The sequence below is a fragment of the Mycoplasma sp. 2261 genome (genome assembly GCF_053851575.1).
Map to the genome: position 1 here is coordinate 1 of NZ_JBSQAX010000011.1, position 20876 is coordinate 20876.

A 20876-nucleotide genomic window follows, 5' to 3' on the forward strand; every position below is an offset into this window, starting at 1 on the left:
CATTCAAAAGTGGAAGAAATAAAAACTAAATTAGGTAGTGGAAAACATACAAAAAAAGAGTATGATGAAGCAACTATAAAATTGGAAGAGTTAATTGCTAGTGCTTATGATGAAATACTAGAAATTGGAGCTAGATTAAAATTAATAGAAAAATTGCATGAAAAAGTTGCAGAAGCAGAAAGAATTGCTACTGAGCTCGGTAGTAACAATGAATATAAAAATATTAAAGACGATTTAGAAAAGGTGGTTAAAGAAAAGAAAGATTCAGTAAATGTGAATAATACTAGGGAAGAAATTGGTAATGCAATTGGTGAGGTAGATAAAGCCATCAAAATAGCTAAGTCAGAAAAGAAAAAAATTGATAAGAAATTAAATACTGAAAAAGAAAAAAAGGATGCCGAAGCAGAATTTATGACCTTGGAACGAAAGGTCGAAGATTTTTTAAAAACATTAACAAAACCTAGTCAAATGAGCATTAAAACTAATTTAGAAAATGAATTAAATAAGCAAAAACAAATAGTTAATGGTGAATCATCAACACCTAAAAAAATCAAAAACGCAACGGAAAAACTTACAAAAATATTTGAACAAGCTAAGTCGGAAGCAAACAAGGCCGAAGAACCTGATGATGGATTAACGCAAGAACAAAAAGATATAGTTAATAAGTTAAATAGTAAAACATTATTAAAGATAGATAAAATTACAGAAGAAGTTAAAAAACATATTTTGGAAGTACTTAAAGACAATAGCAAAGTATCTGGTGAAAATTTTCATTATTATTTCGGATACATTGAATTTAAAAATAATAGTTTTGAGTTCTCGTCGAAAAAGCCTACTAAAAAGAATAAAAGCAAAATAAAACATAAGAATCTTGGTATCGGATTTTTCGATGAGAAATTTATCAAACTTGTCCATGAAAAGGAAATAATTTTTCCAACTAATAAAACAGGTAAAAGTGCTCGAAAGGCGTTAGCTCTTGAATTAAAAAGTGATGGAAAAATAGTATTGCCATTTAAGTTTAAAGATCATACCAAGGTATATGAAATTGAGTTATTTACAAGCAATGAGAAACCTAGCAACTACAAATAAGTTCAATGAGTTTTAAATATATAATTAGTAATTATTTTTATAATAAGGAGTATGTAATGAAGTCTAGTAAATTATTAATTGCATTATGCGGAGCCAATGTTGGAACTATTGCTGCAGCCGCGGGAATATCAATCTATACTGTACAACAATCTATGCCTAGAAATGTTTTAATTCAAAAGATTGATCAATATGAAAAAGAATTAAAAAATAATATTTCGTTTAACGAAAACCAGAAGACAAAAATTAAGCAGGCAATAGAAGCTGCCAAGGCTTTTCTTTCTGGCACTTCTTCACAAAACTTAAATTTTGAAAATGCCATTGCGCAATTAGTTAATTCTGTTGAAGAAATTAAACAAAATCCAAATACTGAAGAAATGGATATTGACAAGTTAAAGAGGTTTGCAAAAAAATCGTATAATAACAAGTTACAAGAAGCTAAACAATTACAAATACTATTATCATATCCAAGGTATGAAGCCATTAAATCTAGACTTGATTTATTTATCTATGAGTCAACAAAAAATATAAATGATGACAGCTTAAAAAGCGACTATGACGAAGCAAAACAAAAACTAGAAGTAGCGATAAAAGAAGCTATACAAGCTAAACAAGAAATTGATACTCTCGAAAATACTAAAAATGATTTTAATGACAAAGTTAAAGAAGCAAAAGAACTATCAAACAAGCTTTTAGCTAATAAGTATTATGATGTTAAAGCAAAATTAGATCTATCCATCAAAGAAATAACTAATAATTTAAATAACAAAAGTAAAAAACATGATTATGATGAAGCCAAAATTAAATTACAAATGGCAATAGATGAAGCTTTGAAATTAAAAGAGCAAATTGATTTGGAAGAAAAGAATTTATTGGAAGCTAAAAATAAATATGAAGAAAAAATTAGTGAAGGAGATAAATTATCAAAAGAACTTGATGGTGATTTATACAAAGATATTAAACAAAAATTTGATGAATCATTTAAGAAATTAAAAGATCAAGTTACAAACAAGAGTACTAAACAACAATATGATAGTGCTACAAAGTTAATAACTGAATTAATAGAAAAAACTAAGAATGATAAAAAAACAATTGATGATAGAATACAACACCAATTAGAAGAACAACAACAGATTTTTTATAATAAATTATCCAATGATTTTCTTGATATATATGATGTCGAATTGGCTGGTGACAAATATAAAGATATAAAAGATAAATTACAGGAAGAAGTTCAAGCGATTGTTAATAGTGTTAGTGATAGCAGTACCATTGATGATTTTAAAGAAGCAATAAAAAAACTAGAAGAAGCTTTTGACAATGCAAGAAAAGCAAAAATAGAACTTGATAAGCAAACCACACCAAAGGTTGATGCTAAAAAAGATTATGAAGAAAAATTAAAGGAGGCTGAGGAATTATCAAGTTCTCTTAAGGAAGCTAAATACGAAAATGTCAAGAAAAAATTAGATGATTCATTAAACCAAATTAAAGCAAAGATTAATGATAAAACTACTGATCAAGAATATAAAAGTGCAACTAAGGAATTAGAAACTGCTATCGAATCTGCTAATAATGAAAAAAAGGAAATAGATAAAAAAGAAATTTTAAAACAAAAAATTGATGAAGCAAAAGCTGAATTTAAAAAACTTGAAATTGAAATTACTGAATTTATTCAAAAATCATTAACAAAGCCTGAGCATACTCAACTTAAGATGAAACTTGAAGCTGAATTAGAAAAAAGCAAAGATGACATTAATAAAGAAAATTTAACAGCCAGAAAAATTCAAACAATTACAAAGAAACTTATGACTTTCTTTGAACAAATTAAGAGAGAATCTCAAAGAAGCGAACAGGCATCAGAAAATTTAAATCCAGAACAACAAAAAATAGTTGATAAGATTAAGGATAAAACAATTATAAATGAAGCTGCCGTTACCGAGGATGTAAAAAATTCAATTATTGAAATATTTAAAAATAAATCTAGAGTTAATGAAGAAAAGGTAAATTATTACTTTGGATATATAAGTTTTGATAAAAAAACTCATGATTTTAAATTCTCAGAAAAAAGACCAAAAGGCAAGATTAAGGCGAAAAATCTTGGCCATGGAATATTTGCTAGCGAATTCGTTAACTTAGTATTAAAGAAAGAAATTGTTTTTCCAACTTCATCAAAAGCAAGCAACGCCAGAAAAGCTTTATCGCTTCAATTAAAAGAAGACGGAACTGTCGTATTGCCCTTTAAATTTAAGGGACATGAAAAAAATTATGAAATAGTGTTATTCAAAAGTGATGAATTAAAGAATATGCTTAAAACAAACCTTAGCATTGTAGAATAATAACAGTTTAAATGATTTAATAAATTTGATTAGTAAAAATTTATTTTGAAATTTAGGGAGATTATAAAAAAATGAAAAAGTCAAGTAAATTATGAATCACGTTAGGTTCTATTACAGGCGCAGTAGTTTTACTTGCTACCGGTTTATCGGTTGGTTTAGTTATGAAAGCAAAACCAAAAAAAGAATTAGCACAACAAATTCAAGCTTTTGAATTAGAATTAGAATCTAATAGTAAGCTTAACGAATCGCAAAAAACCGAGATTAAAAAGGTAATTGATGATGCTAAGGAAGTGTTAAATTCTGACAAATCATCAAATATTAATTTTAGAGAAGCATTATCAAAACTCGTTAGTCAGGTTAGTGAGATTAGGAAAAAAAGCTTTGATTCAAAACCTGATTTATTATTAAGCGAAGCTAAAAAAATATATGAATCTAAATTGAATGAAGCCAATGAATTACTAACTATGCTTTCAAATGATGAATATAAAGAAATAAAAACAAAATTGGAATCATCTATTAATTTAGCAAAAAAAGAAATTAGCGATAAAAGTACAAAAGAACAGTATGAAAATGCAACTAAATCATTGATAAGTGCTATTGAAACTGCTAATAGTGAAAAACAATCAATTGATGTTCATAATTTAAATAATTCTAATAAAAATTTAGAAAATGCTAAAGAAGAATATGACAAAGTTATTTCTAAAGCCAATGAACTAATTAAAACATTAGAAGCAAAACCTGAATACGCAACTATTAAGAAGACATTAGAAGAAAAAGTTAATAAAAATAAAAAAACGATAACTGAATCAAGTTCTAAGGATGAATTTCTTGCTGCCACAAATGAAATTAATGACGCAATTAATCAAGCTAAGGCAGAAAAGAAAAAAATTGATAATAAATCAAAAACTGATGATACTAAAAAAGCAGCAAAAGCCGATTTTTATAAATTAGAAAATGAAATTAAAGAGTTTATTAAGACATTAAAAAAACCTGAACAAGATGGTCTTAAAAATAAATTAGAGGTTGAGTTAAATAAACAAAAAAGTATTGTAGATCAGGAAAATACAACTTCTCGCAAAGTTAAAGATATTACTAAAAGCCTTAAAAAATTCTTTGAACAAATCAAAAGAGACGCACAAAAAGCAGATACTACAGAAGAAACTTTAACAGCCGAGCAAAAGGCATTAGTTGAAAAAATAAAAAATAAAACAATTTTAAATAATAGCACCATTAGCGAGGATGTTAAAAAAGCTATTATTGAAATATACAATTCTCCTAAAAGTCATGATAAAAATGAACACGTGAGATACTTCTTTGGCTATTTAAGCTACAAGAGGCCAAAAAAAGGGCAAGAACCAACCTTGCAATTTTCTGAAAATTCAAAAGGAAAAAAGAAAGATCTTGGAAATTTATTTGCTAAAGAATTTATGGATTTAATAAATAGAAAAGATGTCTTATATGCCGGTTCAAATAGCAGAAGAAAAGCATTATGTCTTGAATTAAAGGAGGATGGCAAAGTTGTTCTACCTTTTAAGTTTAAAGGCAGCGATAAGATATATGAAATAGAACTATTTACTAGTGATGAATTAAAGAAAATGACAAATAACTAATTTAGTTATGTTATAAATTAGGTAAAACCTGTACAATAAATGAATTGCACTAATAATAATTTTTGCGCTAAAAATGTGGGAGAAAATTAAAATGAAAAAATCGAGTAAATTACTAATTTCGTTAGGTTCTATTAGCGGTACAGCTGTCGTGCTTGCAACCGGTTTATCAGTAGGGATCGTGTTACATGCTAAACCTAAAAAAGAGCTATCTCAGCAAATCGAAACCTTTGAGCAAGAATTAAAATCTAATAAGAAACTTAATGATTCACAAAAGTTAGAAATTAAAAAGGCTATCGATAATGCTAAAAAGGTGCTAAATTCTGATAAGTCAACAAATTCCAATTTTAAGGATGCATTATTAAAGTTAGTTAGTCAAGTTAGTGAAATTAAGAAAAATACTATAGATGTAAAAAATAATAATTCATTAGAAGCTGTTAAATCCTTATATAACACTAAATTGGATGAAGCAAATAAGTTATTATCCTCGTTGCTAGATGATAAGTATAAGGAAGCTAAAATTAAACTTGAATCATCTATTAATACTGCTAAAAAAGAAATTTCTGACAAGTCTAGTGTTGAGCAATTCAAGCAAGCAGCAAATAAAATAGCCAATGCTATTGATACTGCTAAAGAATCCAAACAAATGATAGATGGACAACACGGTAGTGATAATACAAATAATATTTTAGAAAAAACAAAACAAGAATATAAAAAGCAAAAAGATATCATCGATGATCAATTAACATATTTGAGCGGTCCTAAGTATGCGGAAATAAAGTCCATGCTGGAAAAGGAAGTTAATGAAATAGTTAAAAATATTAATGATAATAGTACTGCTGAACAATTTGAAGCAGCAACTAAAAAGTTAAAAGATGCATCAGAAAAAGCAAAAAAAATGGCTGAACCAATCGATGATGAAATCGAGGCAAGAGTTGAATTTGATAATAATCTTAATGCCGCTAAAAAAATAAGCAAGGAATTGGAGTCAGATTCTAGATATAAAGCAATAAAGGATGAATTGGATAAAGTCATTCAAGAAAATGAAAATGCTATTAATGATAAAAGTACTAAGGAGCAAATTGATTCTATTTCATCAGTATTAATTGAAGCTACACTTAAAGCCAAAAATGCAAAAAGGGATATTGATGATGCACAACAAGAAAAAGATTCTAAGCTACAAGCACTAGCTTCATTCAATAAAATAGCTAAAGAAGTGGAAGATTATTCAAAAACTCTTACTAACCAAAAACATGATGATATTAAAAAGCAATTAGACGATGAATTAAAAAAACAACAGGAAGTTGTTAAACAAGATAGTTCAGATTCCGAAAAAATAGAAGATGCTACCAAAAAATTGTCTAATTTACTTGAGCAAGCAAAAAACAGCTTAAATAAAAATACAGATGCCAAGAAAAAACAACCGGATGCAAATGTCGAGGAAAATCTAACTGAGGAACAACAAAAAATAGTTGATAAAATAAATAATAAGTCAATTGTATCAACTAGTTCAATTACTGATGATGTTAAAAATGCAATTATTACTATATTAAAAGGAAATAGTAGGTTGTCAAATGAAAGAAAACATCACTACTTTGGCTATGTTACTTTTGATCAAAAAAATGATTTTATGTTCTCCGAAAAGAAACCCAACAAGAAAAACAAAGCAAAAAACCTTGGATCAGGAATTTTCTCAAAGGATTTCGTTGATCTTTGGCGTAAAAAAGAAATACTTTTTGCAAGTAATTCTAATAAGAAAAATAGTAGAAAAGCACTTTGCTTAGAAAAGAAAGCAGATGGTAAAATTGTTCTTCCATTTAAGTTTAAAGGTCACTCTACTATTTATGAAATTGAACTTTTTCAATTAGATGCAAAAGCTTAATTTATCAAAAAAACACGCAAAATAAATGTGTGTTTTTTGATTGCAACTATTAAAAACTCAAACTCATAAAATTTGCTTTACATTGTAGATAATAAACCTAAAATTTGTAAAAAAACGTTTATTTATGTTAAAATAATAAAGCAATTTAGAAAATGGCGTTCGTGGCGAAGTGGTTAACGCTCCGGGTTGTGGCTCCGGCATACGAGGGTTCGATCCCCTTCGAACGCCCCATTTTTTATTTTATTTTTTGAACATTTTCACCTAATAAATGACACTTACGACATCTAGCTTCATATTCATTGTAATTACCTAATAAATTTAAACTCTTATTTTTTATTTTTCTATATGAAGTAGTTGCAACATTTTGACATATTACGCAAATAGCATGCAATTTAGTAATTGTTTCAGCAATAGCCATTAAATTAGGCATCGGCCCAAAAGGTTGACGTCGATAATCTTGGTCAAGTCCAGCAATTATTATTAAATATCCCTTGTTTGCCAAATCATCGGCCACTGAAATTAAATTATTTCCAAAAAAATGAGCCTCATCAATTAAAATTGCATCATATTTAGCTTTGTCAAGCAATTCATAAATATCTTCAATTTGTTTAATTGAAAAAGTTCTTTCTTTTAATCCACAGCGACTTACTATTTCGCTATCAGAAAAACGATTGTCATATTCAGGCTTAATTACTAAACTATTAAATTTAGCATATGATAATGTTCTTAATCTTCTTAGTAGTTCCTCGGTTTTCCCACTAAACATGGGACCTGTGATAATCTCAATCATACCTTTTGAGAATCTTTTATACATAATAAACCTACCTTAAATTCTGTGAGTTATTTATTGTTATAATAATAAATTATTTTCTTATATTACATTAAAATTATTAGTATAAATTTTTTTCTTTATCGGAGGTTTTTATGTCATTAAAAGCAGGGATTGTGGGATTACCAAACGTTGGAAAAAGCACACTTTTTTCAGCCTTAACATTAAATGAAGCAGAGTCAGCTAATTACGCATTTACTACTATTGAACCTAATATTGCAATAGTTAATTTAGAAGATTCAAGATTATATAGTTTAGCATCTCTTGTTAATGCTAGAAAAATTGTTCCAGCAACATTTCAATTTGTTGATATTGCCGGACTTGTCGAAGGGGCCTCGAAGGGTGAGGGATTAGGTAATAAGTTTCTATCTAACATCCGTGAAGTGGATGCAATAGTACACGTAATTAGATGTTTTGAAAATGATGATATAGTTCATGTGAGAAATCATATTGATCCATTGGCCGACCTAAAAATAATTAATTTAGAACTAATTTTAGCAGATTTGCAGATGGTTGAGAATGTTCTAGGACGTATTGGCAAAAAGGCAATTAACTCAAATGATAAGGAATTAAAAAAAGAATATGAACTTTTGGTTAGAATTAAAGATTATTTATCTGATGAAAAAATGCTAAAGGATATTGACTTTTCATCTGAGGAATTGGCAATTATTAAAAATTATCAATTTCTTACAATTAAGCCTACTATTTATGTTGCTAATCTTGATGCAAATTCATACAAAAATCTATCAGAAGCAAAACATTTTTTAAGATTAAAACAAGAATTAGAAAAAAATAATGAATATATAATTCCAATTTGTATAAAAATTGAATATGAAGTATCTAGCTTTTTAAATGAAGAAAAAACAATGTTTTTAAATGAATATAATATCGATAAATCCGGACTTGCCGAACTTATATCTAAGAGTTTTTATTTATTAGATCAAGCTACCTATTTCACTGTTGGAGAAGTTGAAACAAGAGCTTGAGTGTTTAAAAAAGGAATGAATGCGGCTGAATGTGCCGGAATTATTCATACTGATTTTGAAAAGAAATTCGTTAAAGCTGAGGTTATTAAGTACGATGACTATATTGCTTGTGGTGGTGAAAAACAAGCGAAAGAAGCAGGTAAAATGATGCTAGAAGGCCGAAATTATCTAATGAAGGATGGAGATGTTTGTTATTTTAAGATAGCTAAATAAAATTACAAAAGAAATTTTCATAATGTATTTGTTTATTAATGACAGGGATAAAATATTAATTTTTTATTTAATGTTTTAATTTTTAAAATATTAAATTGTAAAAATGAAGTATTTTATTAATGAATATTTTATAAAAAATAAAGGTTAATAATAGAACCAATAGGCCTAAAACTAGTTAGGGTTTTGGGTCTATTTTTTGATATTAAATATGTATTTTTTTGTAAAAAACGCCTCATTTATTGTTGAAAAAATTTAAAGTTTTAAAATTAAGTTAAGGGGGATATATGAAAAAGATAAGTTTTTTACTAGGATTGCCGCTAGTGGTTAGTCCAATATTGGTTATCTCTTATACTAAAAATAGTAACAATACAGATGAAGCATTAGAAATAAAATATAAGGAAAAAGTTGGTGCTTATTGTTTGTGCGATTTTATAAGACTAACAGGGCGACAAGATACCAAAATTAAATTTATATCAGGTAATTTTTTTAATATTGATAAATATAACTATATAGTCGGCTATGAAAATGGTGGTTATTCAATCTTTGATCATGGTAGAGAAAAAATAGTAGAAGTTAATCCTTATTATATTTTTACGCCAGAAATGATGCTAATGTTTCCTAATAAGGATACAATAATATTAAGAAATAGCGAAACATCATTTGATTATACAAATATTCGCGATAGGGATAAACCATTTCCCGGTGACGTTCATAGGCCTATTAAGAAAACCAAAAATGTGACCGATGATTGAAAAGATCAATCTAAAAAAATTGAAAAAAATTTTAAAAATGTTAATTTTAGCAATTTTAATATTTGGAATTTAAACACCGTAAAAAATTCTAGTTTAACAGATTTCAAGAAAAATGGTATAAGAAATGAATACAACGGTTTTTTATATGCTGATGATGAAATTAGGTATTCATGATTTTTTAAATCAAACAACAATAAGGTTTTTGGAATTAATGATGCTAAATATTACACAAACGAAGAAGACTGAGGTGGAATATGCGGCTATATTGCCATAAATCAGATGATACTTTATAATAATTATTTTTTAAATCCTAGATATTTAGGATTTCAAGAAGAAGAAAAATATATAGATAAAACAGAATCCTTTGATGCAGGAATAATATATGATTATGACTCAATGCCATGGGAAATTATAAATGGTGACCTTGTTTATGATTATGAGTATGAAAAAACTCATCAGCTCAGAACATATTTTTCCAATTTAACTAATAATGAAAAAGTTAAATATTTAAAAGAAAATTATTTTTCTCCAAAATTAAATGATGTTTATATGAAAGATCTTTTAGAAAAATTTAAATTCAAGAAGGGTACAACATACTGAAATAGGAAAGAAATTATTAAAAATCTATTAAACAAAAAATATGTTGATTATACATTTAGTTATTGATATAACAGAAGCAATAATATTGTAAATTTTATTAAGGATAAAAAAATACCAGCATTTCTAGTTTCGGATACAAGAGAATTTAAGAATGGTGGATATGAATTGAATGGCGAATCTTCGCATATTTATGTAGCTTATGGAGTTTATGAAGATGGAAGAGCACTAGTTAATTTTGATTGATATGACCAATGAAATCAAGTTATTATTGATACAAACAACATTAAATGGCTTGAATATTTAGAAAATAAAGATCAAGGTGAACTAGGAAAATATTTTTGGGATGGTGCTAATTTTGTTACTGGAAGTGAAATTACAGAAAGATTAAAGGATTGCGAGTTAATAAAATAATGAAAAAGAAAACAAAAATTGCATTAATAGGCGCGCTGGTGCCAACTGTTGTGATTGGTGCTCCATTGCTTGGCTTTAGCATATATTCGGTGATAACGCATTTAGATCGTCTTAATATGCCAATCGGACCATCAATGCCTCATAGAAATTATTTAGAAGATGTAACTCTTTATAAGGATGCCTTTAAGGGCGATAACATTTTAATTAAAAATCCTTTTAAAAAATATGAATTTAAAACCTCTAATAAAATAGAGGAAGTTAAAAAATATATAAATAGCATTAAGAAAGAGGGTTTTTATGTTATCCCATTGAAAATTAAACTTATAAATACATCAAAAGATAATAAAGGAGATTTTAGAGAAGAATTTGAAGAAAAAATATCAAATTTAAAGGATATAGTGCTATTTTATCTTCCTAAAAAAATGATTACTCAATTTCTACCTTATGGGTTTGAATTTGAGCAATGATATGCTACACCATTTCAGGATTTAGAAGATTTTAAAATTTTTAAAACAAGCTCAGAAGACACTTATAAAGACGTAACAAATTGAAAAAAAACAATTCATTCACCTTATCCCAGTTTTTTACAAACAAGATCTTTTCTTTCAGCTATTAATAAACATAAGGTTAAATATAATGATAAGGAATTGGACATTGCAGATATTATAATAATTGGAATAGATAACGATAAAAAAGATGCAACTTTAAAAATTTTTATAAATAGATACATACCTAGTGATTATTCAAAAATAAAGGAATATGAAGAATTGGAAGCAAAGGATGGTAGCAAAAAAGAGATAAATATTTATAATTTGCATTATTAATAGGTAGTGTAGTAAATTTTGTGTAAATTTATCTCCTGCTTACTTTTTGAGTAAGAGATTTGAGAATAGCTTACATAAATCTAAATTTATTATGTAAAAATAACCAAATAACATAACAAAATCGGAGAATTTAATCTCCTAAATGTTATTTGGTTATTTTAAATTATTATTATTATTATTATTATTATTATTATTATTATTATTATTCGAAAATTATTTGCAATTGGTTATAAACAACCCCTCAGTTAGGAACGGATTTACCTCATTTTTCAACTTGATTTTGAATTGCAAAATAAATTATTTTTATTAAAGAGTCATCAGTAGGAAATGAAGTTTTTTTAGAAATTTTTCTAATATTTCTATTTAAATTTTCAATAACATTTGTTGTATAAATTAGTTTTCTAATTTCCGCTGGAAAATTAAAAAAAGTAACTAATTCATCGAAATTATTTCTTCAACTTTTGACTGCATAATGATATTTAGAATCTCATTTTTGTTCAAAAATTTCAAGAAATCTTGAAGCCTCATCCAGGTTGCTGGATTTATAAATATTTTTCATATCTTGGGTAAATTCTTTTAAATCTTTATAGTTAACATGTTTTGCCGAATTTCTTATTTGATGAACTATGCACTTTTGAATTTGTGTTTTAGGATAAACAGCTTTGATTGCTTCGCTAATTCCCACTAAATTATCACCCGCCATGAGATATATCTCATGAATGCCCCTTAATTTAAGGTCATTTAGTACTTGAATTCAATATTTTGCACATTCAGATTCCCCAATTTCGAACCCAAAACATCCTTATATCCTTCCAAAGAGTATCTCATAACTATGTAAACTGACTTTTTAACAAGTTTATTTTCTTCTGTAACTTTAACCTTATTCCATCAATAAAAACCATGGCATAAGTTTTTTTAAGGGTCTATTTCTTCATTCCGTTATGTGTGGAATTATCTTATCAGTTACTCTGCTAACGAAAGTAGCATTAACTTCAACTCCGTACATTTCTTTAAGAGTTTGAGATATATATCTCGTTGAAATTCTTTTTGAATAAAGACCGATAATTTGGCTTTCAATTTTAGAAATATCATACTGGTATTTTGGAACTATTGTTGGTTTAAATTCAGAGTTTCTATCTCTCGGAATTTGAAGTTTAATTTCACCTAAATTTGATCTTAGATTTTTAGAATAACTACCATTTCGATAGCTATCTTTTATCGTTTTTCATGCTCATATCTATCGTAACAAGGTGTTTTTTCATTTCTTCTTCTGGTATTATTTGAATAAGATCTTTGGTATTTTGCTTAATAATTTCGTAAACCTCTTTCTGAGTTGTTGGTTTATATTTATCATATAATTCTTTTGCACTTAGCATTTTAATTTCTTTTTTGGCATATTAAAAAAATTTCCTATATAAATATTTTGAGTTTAAATATTTGCTATTAGGAGATTTTTACACAAAATTATCTACAGTTCCAAAAAATCTCTTTTCAATAAGTTTGGTTATTTTTTACAAAAATTAAACTATTTTTCAAATTCTTTAATTACATATGAAGAATTGAATAGATATAATAAACTTCCTCAGTCAAGACCAAAAGTAACGATGTCACCGGCTTTATATTCAATATTTGAATCTTGAGCGTTGATAATCATATGATCTGAAGATCCACCTAAAATTTTTAGTTTTTCATCATATGGGATCATGGCATCAAACATTGTATCCAATTTACCGATTGCCAAAATAATTCTTTTTATATCACCAATGTCTTCAAAATAAGGAACATGTCCAAACGCATCAATTCCACAAGCACCAATTGGCATTGAGCTTTTATAATCAACTTCAACAACTTCAACTTCGCATCTAAATGCATCACGATACATCCCATCAATTGTTTGACGATACATATCTTCAGTACCAAAAATCATTGCAAAACCCATTCTTAAAACATTGATTTCTTCTGGCATACGATTTTCTCACACCATATGTAAACTCAATGAGTTTCCGCCTGACATATGAGTTAATTTGATATTAAGTTCACTCTCAATTTGATGTTGGATTTCAACGAATTGTTTCATTGTTTCATCAGATGGTATTCTAGCACCATAACATCCAAAATTGCATCCTAAACCAATTAATTTAACACCTTTCATTTCATTAATTAATTTAGCTGATTTTAAAGCATCTTCTGGCAAAACACCTTCTCTCCTATCACCTAAGTCCACCATTAAAACAATTTCATGCGGCTTTTTATTGTTTTTTAAACAATAATCACTAATTTTTTTAATAACATCTAAATCGCCATTTAAAGATGAATCACATAATTCAATCATTTTTGGTATTTCAGAAATCATTGGTATTCTTAAAAGTTGTTTGTGACCTGGTATATCTTTATATATTTCAAAATTATCTAGCCGTGAATCTCCAAAGTTTTTTATGCCTGCCTCAGCATATAATTCCGCCATTCTTCTATTTCCGCAAAAACCTTTAGTTACTGCTAAAACTTCAATATTTTTAACCTTGCAAATTTCGATTGCTCTTCTAACGTTAGTTTTGAATTTAGTTTCATTAATAATAATTTTTGGGTATCCCATTTTTATTCCTTTATTTTAATTTAATTCCTATATTATTTGCTATTTTTAATAATTATAAATTCTTTTTTGCCATTTCTTAATAAGGCATATTTTTGTTCGTAATTTGTAAATTCTCAATTATTTTGCAACATCCTATAGTTTAAAATCATTATAGGAGGTAATGTGAAATATAAAAAAATAGAAATCCGGAATTTAACAGATTTTGAGAAAAAAAGAAAAGATATTTATACCGATATAACTAATGAAAAAATTAAAAATAAACCAAATCGCCATAAAACATGAAGTTAGCCGTTTTACATTTCCTATTAAAACCTATTAATAAGAAATGCTTTACTTTTTTAAAAAAACAAGATACATTTGTAATGCATCTTGTTTTATAACAATTTTATGATATGGCAGGGGATGCAGGAATCGAACCCGCACAAATGGGTTTGGAGTCCATTGTTCTACCATTAAACTAATCCCCTAGACACATATAAAATTATAATTTATCTTTTTATATTTTTAAAGAAATCTTTTATTTCGTTTATTTTGTCAATTTTTTCTCAACTTAAATTAAGGTCATTTCTACCAAAATGACCAAAAGTTGCGGTTGGTAGAAAAATTGGGTTTAATAAATTTAGTGTGTTTATAATTCCTTCAACACTTAAATCAAATAATTTATAAACGGCATTAATTATTTCCTGTTCTGTATATTTAGAAGTACCAAAAGTTTCAATATAAATTGATTGTGGTCTAGGCAATCCTATGGCATAAGATAATTGGATTTCCATTTTTTTTGCAATGCCAGCAGCAACAAAATTTTTGGTTATATATCTTGCCATATATGCTGCAGAACGGTCTATCTTGGTTGCGTCCTTGCCTGAAAACGCCCCACCACCATGTCTTGCAAAACCACCATAAGTGTCGACAATTATTTTTCTACCAGTCAAACCAGTATCTCCGGTTGGTCCCCCTATTACAAATCTACCGGTGGGATTTATTAATAATTCATAATCTAAATTGAAATTATGTTCTTTTAAAACATAGTCAACGATATTTGTTTTTATAAAGGTTTTAAATTTATCATAATTAAAATTTTCCTCATGTTGAATTGACATTAAAACTTTTTTAATAGTATATGTATTTTTTTTATCATCATATTCAACTGTGACTTGGCTTTTCATATCTGACTTTGCATATGGAAATTTTTTATGTCTTCTTAAATTTTCGGCACGCTTTACTAATTCATGAGCTAGCACAATAGGCCATGGCATATAATACTCATTTTCGCAAGTGGCATAACCAAACAAAATCCCTTGATCGCCAGCACCTAATTCTTTATTGTTGTCCTTGTTTACTCCCTGAGCAATATCAGGACTTTGTTCAGTAATTGCGTTAATTATTTTAAAATCGTTTTCCTTATAGCCTAAATTTTTAAGTATTTTTCATGCTTCCTTAATAGTATCAATATAACCTTTTGTTGAAATTTGGCCACCAATATATATGAGGTCATCATTTGCTATAACGTCACATGCTACTCTTGAATATTTATCTTGCTTTAATAAAGCATCGACAATTGCATCTGAAATTTGGTCACAAATTTTATCCGGATGTCCCGCACCCACAGATTCGCTTGTTAATAATCTCTTCATTGTATTTCTCCTTTAAATTTCTATAGCTATAATTAAAAACATAAAAAAACAACTCTATTTTATAGGTTGTTTTTTGACTAAATAAACTTACAAATGATACATGTTAGATTTTTTATAAAAATCTCTGACTATCCACCTTATTCTATACGAACAGGTTGGCATGTTTCATCGCCGTCAAGCTAACAACTCTTTATGTATTTTAATTATGATAAAAGTATATCATTTTATAAGAGAATTATGCCATTTTCACTGATCGTTTTTTTAGTCTCATCATTTCAAATGCTAACTTGAACTTCACCAATATGTCTTTTTTCTAATAAAAACATTGCAATTCTTGATTGTCCTAGCCCCCCACCGATAGTTAAAGGCAATTTGTTTTCTAAAATAGCCTTATGATATGGACTTATTTTTGCTATTTCATAGTCATTTAGTTGATATTGTTTTCTTAGTGAATCACCATCCACTCTAATTCCCATACTACTTAGTTCCAAAGCGATATCGTTGATTGGATCATAAACAATTAAATCACCATTAAGCATCCAATCATCATAATCCTTAGCTCTTTTTGAATGTGGCTTATTATCATTTAATAGATAACCAATTTGGTAAATAAAAATAGCTTTGTGTTCTTTTACTATCTCGTATTCTCTCTCCTCAGGCGAAATATTTGGGTAGAGATTATATAGTTCATTTGAACTAATAAAGAAAATTTTTTCTGGAAGTTTTGTTGCGAAAATTTGATAAATTTTATTAATGGTTTTTTCTGTTTCTTTAAGGCATTTATATATTTTTTTAACAACCTTTTTAAGAAAATTAATATTACGATCCTTTTTATTTATAACTAATTCTCAATCTCACTGGTCGACATAAAAAGAATGGGTTTTATCAATATTTTCTTGTTGTCTTATTGCGTTCATATCAGTATAGATACCTTCATAAACGTTAAAATTATATCTTGCCAGGGCATCTCTTTTTCATTTTGCTAGTGAGTGAACAATTTCGATATCTTCATTAATATTTTTAGGTCTAAATATAACTGGTTTTTCTCCTGAGAGACCATCATTTAAGCCACTACTACTTCTTAGAAACATAGGTGCCGATACTCTTGTAAGATTTAAGGCTCTTCTTAATTTATGTGAAAAAACGTCTTTTAGTTTTTCAATCGCAAACTGAGTTTCTTTTAATGTTAAACATGTTTTTTTCATAAAAGAATTTTAACAAATTAAACAAAAAAGTCCATTGAAAAATGAACTCTCTTTTAATTTATATTAAACTATTACTCTTTATCTTGAATTGCTTCAAAACCGGGCATTTTATTACCTTGAATGAATTCGATAGAAGCTCCGCCACCGGTTGAAATAAAACTGAATTTTGATTGGTATCCTAGTTTGTTAATAGCAGTTACTGAATCACCGCCACCGACAACAGAGTAAGCTCTTTCATTATTTGCAATAGCTATAGCAATACCTTTTGTTCCATTTTCAAAGTTTTTGAATTCAGTTACTCCCGCAGGTCCGTTTCAAAATATTGTTTTTGCGGAAGCGATAATTTCGTTAAATAGCTCAACTGATTGTGGGCCAATATCTAATCCCATATATCCATCAGGAATGTTGATATTATCTTTTGTTGTAAATAAAGGAGTTTTATCAGCGAATTCATCAGTGTAAGCATTGTCAATTGGTAAAACAATTTTGTCCTTATATTCAATTAAATATTGTTTTGCCATTTCTACTTTGTCATCTTCACAAATTGATGTTCCCACTTTGTGACCCAATGCTTTTTGGAAGGTATATGCCATTCCACCAACAACTAGAACTTTATCAGCAACATTGAATAATTTTTCAAGTACCTTGATTTTGTCACTAACTTTTGCTCCTCCAATAATAGCAACATATGGTCTTTCGAATCCATCTAATATTTTAGATAAGTGTAAAACTTCATTGTTCATTAATAAACCAAGTGCTGATTCCTTGATGAATTTTGCAATACCTGCCGTTGAAGCATGAGCACGATGTGAAGCACCAAAGGCATCATTAACATAAACATCTCCTAGGCTAGCTCAATATTTTGCTAATTCTTCATTGTTTCCCGATTCAGCCTTATCATTTAAATCCTCAAAACGAGTGTTTTCTAAGAAAATAATTTCTCCTGGTTTTAGGTTTGAAGCTGCCTTTTTAACTTCTTCACCTCTAGTTTCAGGAATAAAGTTCACTTTTTTGCCTAGAATTTCAGAAAACTTTTCTACAACAACCTTTAACGATTTATTTAATTTGTCTTCAGGAGCTTTTATTCTTCCTAAATGTGAAAGCATAATTAGTGATGCGCCATGGTCTAAAATGTACTTGATTGTCGGCAATGCTGCATCGATTCTTTTCGTGTCCATAACCATTCCGTTAGAAACAGGGACATTAAAATCAACTCTTAGAATTACTTTTTTTCCTTTAAGTTCAATATCCTTGATTGTTTTTTTCATTTTATCTCCTATATTTTTTAGTAATTTAATATAAAATTTTTATTAATATATGTGTAATTATAATAAAATAATCTTAATTAATAATCAAACATATTAAAATGATGATTTATTGATTGTTAGGAGAAAGATGGCTCAAAAACAAAAAGATACAAGAACCCTGAATTATGATCCTGAGAGCGATAATATCTCAAGAATCATTACTGAATTTCAGTCATATAAGAAGAATGCTAAATTTTTTAAGGATTATTCTGAGATGGAAATTTTTAATTATTTTCAAAAGATGAGATTTATGAATATTATGGATGAAAGAAATAAGGAAATAATTAAGCAAGCCCAGAATAGACAAACACAATTGCAAATGAAGTATCAAACATATATTGAGTTCGATAGATGATCTGATTCTCCACAGGCAACACAAGCAAAACCAATTAGTAAACTAAGAAGAATTTTGGCAATTATTTTTGTAATAATTATTCAAATCATTGTCTTGATAATAATTATTAAATTAGCAAATGGTAATTCATAAAATTAGATGAGGTTTTTAATGGTTGAATATATTATTTTATTTTTTGTAATCTTTATTTCGGTTGTTTTATCAGTTAATTATATTATTAACATTGTAAATGCTAAGAAGAAAAATAAGTCTATTAAAAAGAGTCTTGGAAGCTCAACTAAAATTAGAATAATTTATCAATTGAGAGAAGCGCTAGAGAAGCTTTCGGCAACAAAAACTGGTGCAATTATAACAATTGAAAATAATGATAATTTAGACCCACTAAGAACAGACGGAATTATTTTGGATGCGAATATTTCTTCCTCGATCTTAATTTCTATTTTTAATAAACATAGCCCCTTACATGATGGCGCGGTTATTATAAGAAATAATAAAATTTACTATGTTGCTACATTTTATAAAATAACTAAGAAGTCAATTGATAATAAATATGGTGCAAGACATCGCGCCGGAATGGGAATTTCTGAAATGAGTGATGCTTCAACATTAATTGTGAGCGAAGAAAACGGTGGTATAACGCTTGCTGAAAATGGCGTACTACAGTCTGTTCCTTTAGAACAATTGCAAATAGTTTTAGGTAGAATTTTAAGGGATTCTAATTAATAGCTATTAATTTAGTATTATTATATTTTGTGATTTTTTGATAATTAAAAATGAAAAAACGACTTAAATTAAATTGAAAAATTTATATTACTTTTTTAAAGTTTTTATAATAAAAGTTTAAAAAAAATTTAAAAATTTTTATTTTTGTTAAAATTATTTCATTACTTATTTACTTTAAAAATCAATGTTAAACGCCTTAATTTGGACAGGACATAGATGAAAGGCTATGCTTAGGTGGTTAAACGCGTTTAATCTTAAAGATTTTAATATCTATAAAAAAATTAAAAATTTATATAGTTAACTCGAAAGGAAAGAAAATGGCAAAAGTAGATTTTGACCGTTCAAAAGCTCACGTTAACGTTGGAACAATCGGTCACGTTGACCATGGTAAAACAACATTAACAGCTGCGATAGCAACAGTTTTATCTAAAAAAGGTTTATCAGAAGCTAGAGATTACGCTTCAATCGATAATGCCCCAGAAGAAAAAGCACGTGGTATTACAATTAACACCTCACACATCGAATACCAAACAGAAAAGCGTCACTATGCACACGTTGACTGTCCAGGTCACGCTGACTATGTTAAAAATATGATTACAGGTGCCGCTCAAATGGATGGTGCAATATTAGTAGTTGCTGCTACTGATGGTCCTATGCCTCAAACACGTGAACACATTTTATTGGCAAAACAAGTTGGTGTTCCTAAAATTGTTGTTTTCCTAAACAAAATTGATATGTTTAGTGATGATGAAAGAGAAGAAATGATTGGTTTAGTTGAAATGGATATCCGTGGATTGCTAAACGAATATGGTTTCGATGGAGACAATACACCTGTTATTGCCGGTTCAGCTCTTAAAGCATTACAAGGCGACGCCGCTTATGAGCAACAAATTATGGACTTAATGGATGCTGTTGATACATACATTGAAGAACCAAAACGTGAAACAGAAAAACCATTCTTAATGGCTATTGAAGACGTTTTCACAATTACAGGACGTGGAACAGTTGCAACTGGTAGAGTTGAACGTGGTGTTTTATCACTTAACGAAGAAGTTGAAATTGTTGGATTAAAGCCAACTAAGAAAACAGTTGTTACTGGTATCGAAATGTTTAGAAAGAACCTAAAAGAAGCTCAAGCTGGGGATAATGCTGGTTTATTACTACGTGGTATTGATAGATCAGAAATTGAACGTGGACAAGTTTTAGCAAAACCTAAAACAATCGTTCCTCACACAGAATTTGAAGCTACAGTTTATGTTCTTAAAAAAGAAGAAGGTGGACGTCACACACCTTTCTTCCAAAACTATAAACCACAATTCTACTTCCGTACAACAGACGTTACAGGTGGAATTGCATTCATCGGACAACGTGAAATGGTTATGCCAGGGGATACAGTTGAATTAAAAGTTACTTTAATTGCACCTATTGCTGTTGAAGAAGGAACAAGATTCTCAATCCGTGAAGGTGGTAGAACTGTTGGTGCCGGAACTGTAACAAAGATTACAAAATAATTTTAGTTTGAAAAATATGCTG

Annotated in this window: 19 protein-coding genes and 2 tRNA genes; 12 read left to right on the forward strand and 9 right to left on the reverse strand. The window is 28.2% G+C overall.

Annotated elements, in window-relative coordinates; genetic code table 4:
* The 5 genes from ACWXVM_RS02750 to ACWXVM_RS02770 form a co-directional block, all read left to right on the forward strand.
* A partial coding sequence (locus ACWXVM_RS02750) for a hypothetical protein (RefSeq protein WP_455994227.1) occupies nucleotides 1–1089 on the forward strand: 1089 nt, incomplete at its 5' end.
* A 56-nt stretch (nucleotides 1090–1145) separates the two neighbouring features.
* Nucleotides 1146–3422 carry a hypothetical protein gene (locus ACWXVM_RS02755; protein ID WP_455994229.1) on the forward strand — a complete coding sequence of 759 codons (2277 nt, stop codon included), beginning with the start codon at nucleotides 1146–1148 and terminating at the stop codon, nucleotides 3420–3422.
* Nucleotides 3423–3493: 71 nt separating this feature from the next.
* Nucleotides 3494–5032 carry a hypothetical protein gene (locus ACWXVM_RS02760; RefSeq protein ID WP_455994231.1) on the forward strand — a complete coding sequence of 513 codons (1539 nt, stop codon included), beginning with the start codon at nucleotides 3494–3496 and terminating at the stop codon, nucleotides 5030–5032.
* A gap of 91 nt (nucleotides 5033–5123) precedes the next feature.
* Nucleotides 5124–6911 (forward strand): hypothetical protein, encoded by a 1788-nt coding sequence (locus tag ACWXVM_RS02765; protein ID WP_455994233.1) that lies wholly within the window; start codon nucleotides 5124–5126, stop codon nucleotides 6909–6911.
* A gap of 155 nt (nucleotides 6912–7066) precedes the next feature.
* Nucleotides 7067–7142: transfer RNA gene (locus ACWXVM_RS02770), tRNA-His, on the forward strand.
* Nucleotides 7143–7146: 4 nt separating this feature from the next.
* Here ACWXVM_RS02770 and ACWXVM_RS02775 read toward each other — a convergent pair.
* On the reverse strand, nucleotides 7147–7725 hold the full coding sequence (locus tag ACWXVM_RS02775; protein WP_438340723.1) for a thymidine kinase: 579 nt from the start codon (nucleotides 7723–7725) through the stop codon (nucleotides 7147–7149).
* A gap of 110 nt (nucleotides 7726–7835) precedes the next feature.
* Between ACWXVM_RS02775 and ychF the strand changes: the two genes are divergently transcribed.
* The 3 genes from ychF to ACWXVM_RS02790 all read left to right on the forward strand — a co-directional run bounded on the left by ychF (nucleotide 7836) and on the right by ACWXVM_RS02790 (nucleotide 11526).
* Nucleotides 7836–8939 (forward strand): redox-regulated ATPase YchF, encoded by a 1104-nt coding sequence (gene ychF / locus ACWXVM_RS02780; protein ID WP_455994235.1) that lies wholly within the window; start codon nucleotides 7836–7838, stop codon nucleotides 8937–8939.
* 284 nt (nucleotides 8940–9223) lie between these two features.
* On the forward strand, nucleotides 9224–10702 hold the full coding sequence (locus ACWXVM_RS02785; RefSeq protein WP_455994237.1) for a putative cysteine peptidase: 1479 nt from the start codon (nucleotides 9224–9226) through the stop codon (nucleotides 10700–10702).
* Nucleotides 10702–11526: a hypothetical protein gene (locus tag ACWXVM_RS02790; protein ID WP_444705059.1), complete on the forward strand. Its 825-nt coding sequence runs from the start codon at nucleotides 10702–10704 to the stop codon at nucleotides 11524–11526. The genes ACWXVM_RS02785 and ACWXVM_RS02790 overlap by 1 nt, the downstream gene beginning before the upstream one ends.
* A 202-nt stretch (nucleotides 11527–11728) precedes the next feature.
* On the opposite strand, the gene ACWXVM_RS02795 is transcribed toward ACWXVM_RS02790, so the two are convergent.
* From ACWXVM_RS02795 to ACWXVM_RS02810, 4 genes are all read right to left on the reverse strand, one after another.
* Nucleotides 11729–12310 carry an IS256 family transposase gene (locus ACWXVM_RS02795; RefSeq protein WP_455994247.1) on the reverse strand — a complete coding sequence of 194 codons (582 nt, stop codon included), beginning with the start codon at nucleotides 12308–12310 and terminating at the stop codon, nucleotides 11729–11731.
* 96 nt (nucleotides 12311–12406) lie between these two features.
* Nucleotides 12407–12763 carry a transposase gene (locus ACWXVM_RS02800; protein ID WP_455994249.1) on the reverse strand — a complete coding sequence of 119 codons (357 nt, stop codon included), beginning with the start codon at nucleotides 12761–12763 and terminating at the stop codon, nucleotides 12407–12409.
* Entirely contained in the window at nucleotides 12735–12902 is a 168-nt protein-coding gene (locus ACWXVM_RS02805; protein WP_455994239.1) for a hypothetical protein, read from the reverse strand. Before ACWXVM_RS02805 ends, ACWXVM_RS02800 begins: the two co-directional genes overlap by 29 nt.
* Nucleotides 12903–13051: 149 nt before the next feature.
* Entirely contained in the window at nucleotides 13052–14119 is a 1068-nt protein-coding gene (locus ACWXVM_RS02810) for an alanine/ornithine racemase family PLP-dependent enzyme (RefSeq protein ID WP_455966039.1), read from the reverse strand.
* Nucleotides 14120–14281: 162 nt separating this feature from the next.
* On the opposite strand from ACWXVM_RS02810, the gene ACWXVM_RS02815 reads away from it, so the two are divergent.
* Complete coding sequence (locus ACWXVM_RS02815) at nucleotides 14282–14407, forward strand: hypothetical protein (RefSeq protein WP_455994241.1); 126 nt, start codon at nucleotides 14282–14284, stop codon at nucleotides 14405–14407.
* 105 nt (nucleotides 14408–14512) lie between these two features.
* Here ACWXVM_RS02815 and ACWXVM_RS02820 read toward each other — a convergent pair.
* The 4 genes from ACWXVM_RS02820 to ACWXVM_RS02835 all read right to left on the reverse strand — a co-directional run bounded on the left by ACWXVM_RS02820 (nucleotide 14513) and on the right by ACWXVM_RS02835 (nucleotide 18226).
* Nucleotides 14513–14586 (reverse strand) — tRNA-Trp (locus ACWXVM_RS02820).
* A 21-nt stretch (nucleotides 14587–14607) separates the two neighbouring features.
* A complete protein-coding gene (gene metK / locus ACWXVM_RS02825) occupies nucleotides 14608–15753 on the reverse strand; it encodes a methionine adenosyltransferase (protein WP_438340729.1) in 1146 nt (381 codons plus the stop codon).
* Nucleotides 15754–15977: 224 nt separating this feature from the next.
* Complete coding sequence (gene asnA, locus ACWXVM_RS02830; RefSeq protein ID WP_455994243.1) at nucleotides 15978–16958, reverse strand: aspartate--ammonia ligase; 981 nt, start codon at nucleotides 16956–16958, stop codon at nucleotides 15978–15980.
* Between the two features lie 71 nt (nucleotides 16959–17029).
* On the reverse strand, nucleotides 17030–18226 hold the full coding sequence (locus ACWXVM_RS02835) for a phosphoglycerate kinase (protein ID WP_455994245.1): 1197 nt from the start codon (nucleotides 18224–18226) through the stop codon (nucleotides 17030–17032).
* A 127-nt stretch (nucleotides 18227–18353) separates the two neighbouring features.
* On the opposite strand from ACWXVM_RS02835, the gene ACWXVM_RS02840 reads away from it, so the two are divergent.
* The 3 genes from ACWXVM_RS02840 (at nucleotide 18354) to tuf (ending at nucleotide 20854) form a co-directional block, all read left to right on the forward strand.
* Nucleotides 18354–18752 (forward strand): hypothetical protein, encoded by a 399-nt coding sequence (locus ACWXVM_RS02840; protein WP_438340732.1) that lies wholly within the window; start codon nucleotides 18354–18356, stop codon nucleotides 18750–18752.
* Nucleotides 18753–18770: 18 nt separating this feature from the next.
* The gene (locus tag ACWXVM_RS02845) at nucleotides 18771–19343 is read left to right on the forward strand and encodes a diadenylate cyclase (protein WP_438340733.1); all 573 of its coding nucleotides are present in this window, start codon (nucleotides 18771–18773) and stop codon (nucleotides 19341–19343) included.
* A gap of 317 nt (nucleotides 19344–19660) precedes the next feature.
* Entirely contained in the window at nucleotides 19661–20854 is a 1194-nt protein-coding gene (gene tuf, locus ACWXVM_RS02850; protein WP_438340734.1) for an elongation factor Tu, read from the forward strand.
* The last annotated feature ends 22 nt before the right edge of the window (nucleotides 20855–20876 follow it).